This is a genomic window from Veillonella sp., from assembly GCF_019414865.1.
Taxonomy (GTDB): domain Bacteria; phylum Bacillota; class Negativicutes; order Veillonellales; family Veillonellaceae; genus Veillonella.
In genome coordinates, this window is sequence record NZ_DXLG01000202.1 from 1 (window position 1) to 1773 (window position 1773).

The following is a 1773-nucleotide window of genomic DNA, read 5'->3' on the forward strand; positions in this document are numbered from 1 at the left end:
CTTTTTATTTCTATATATGATTGTATTAACCAAATAGTAAGTGACCTACTTCATACGCAATAGCTGCTACAATACCAGATAGTGGAATTGTTACAAACCACGCCAATACCATAGATCTTGCTACGCCCCAGTTAACAGCTTTCAAACGTTTAGAGGAACCAACGCCTAGCAAGGAACCACTTACAACGTGTGTAGTACTTACAGGTAAATGTAAGAATGTAGCTGTAAAAATAGTGATGGCAGAGTTTAAGTCAGCAGCAAAACCATTGATAGTTTCCAATTTGAAAATCTTAGTCCCCATAGTAGAGATGATTTTCCAACCGCCTACTGCTGTACCCATGGCCATAGCCGTAGCACAACAAAGTTTAACCCATACTGGTACCTCTAATGTATCGATAAAGCCACCGCTAAGTAATGTTAAGGTAATAATCCCCATCGCCTTTTGCGCATCATTAGAACCATGAGAAAAGGCCATCATGATGGCAGATACAATTTGCATGGATCTAAATCTATCATTCAATACGATTGGAGAAAATCTACCAAAAATAAGCAACAATACTTTCATCACAATATAGCCACCAATCATGGCGACAATTGGAGATAAAATAAGGGATAAGAAAATCTTTATAATCCCTGCCTCATTTAAAGCATCGAACCCTACGGACCAACCTACAGCACCGATGATACCACCGATAAGAGCATGAGATGAGGAACTAGGAATCCCCCAATACCATGTAAGCAAGTTCCATGTTATGGCACCAATAAGAGCTGCTGAGATAATTGCACTATTAATGAGAGACGCAGACATTACGATGTCACCACCGATTGTCTTTGCAACGCCTGTACTAACCATGGCCCCCAAGAAATTGAGTGCCGCAGTCATCATAATTGCCTTTTTAGGTTCAATAGCACGGGTTGAAACAGATGTAGCAATGGCGTTCGCCGTATCGTGGAAGCCATTGATATAGTCGAAGGCTAATGCTAAAAATACTACTAGCCATACTAAATAATGAGCATCAAGCATACTTCAATACTACCCGGCGGAATGTACCAACCAAATCTTCGCAACCATCGATTACATCCTCCATGGCACTAAGGATTTCCTTCCATTTGATAATTTCAATAGGATCTGTACACTCAGTAAAGAGTTTAGCCATTTCTTCGTGGTAAATATTATCCGCTTCAGACTCAAGTTTCAATACTTGGTGTACACGGCCTTCTACCTTCACATGGTCCTTTTTAAGGCTACCCATATAACCAATAGATTTATTAATATGCTTAACGCATTTTACAACGATTTCACTCATGCGGATAGCACCATCACTAGGTTTACCAACGTGGTACATAACCATTTTATCCATGATTTCTTTAATATTATCCAATGTAGTATCCAATTGGTCGATTAGAAGCTGAATATCTTCGCGATCCATTGGAGTGATGAATGTTTTACGCAAACGTTCTACAGTTTCGGTTACTAATTCATCGGCTGCTTTTTCCTTTGTATCAATTTCAAGAAAAGCCTCTTCTTTAGAGATTTCGCCTTTAAACACACGTTCCATCATCTCTGCGCTTTCATATGTAAGAGCAGCATGATTTTCTAAAATACTGAAAAATTTTTCTTCTTTTCCTTTTAATTTAAAAGCCATGAAGATCCTCCTGAAACAGTATTGATTGCTTCTATAAATATAATTTAATTATAGCACACTAACAATAATTCCTAAACAATTTACCATGCTCTATATTTTAACCCCTATGCGTATATGGCATATATAG

The 1773-nt window shown here is 38.1% G+C and carries 2 protein-coding genes; both read right to left on the bottom strand.

The genetic code is table 11. From position 1 onward, the window contains the following. Nucleotides 1–25 precede the first annotated feature (25 nt). Nucleotides 26–1024: an inorganic phosphate transporter gene (locus QZ334_RS08245; RefSeq protein WP_060924075.1), complete on the bottom strand. Its 999-nt coding sequence runs from the start codon at nt 1022–1024 to the stop codon at nt 26–28. Further along, the gene (locus QZ334_RS08250) at nt 1017–1646 is read right to left on the bottom strand and encodes a DUF47 domain-containing protein (RefSeq protein ID WP_009351206.1); all 630 of its coding nucleotides are present in this window, start codon (nt 1644–1646) and stop codon (nt 1017–1019) included. The genes QZ334_RS08245 and QZ334_RS08250 overlap by 8 nt, the downstream gene beginning before the upstream one ends. Nucleotides 1647–1773 lie beyond the last annotated feature (127 nt).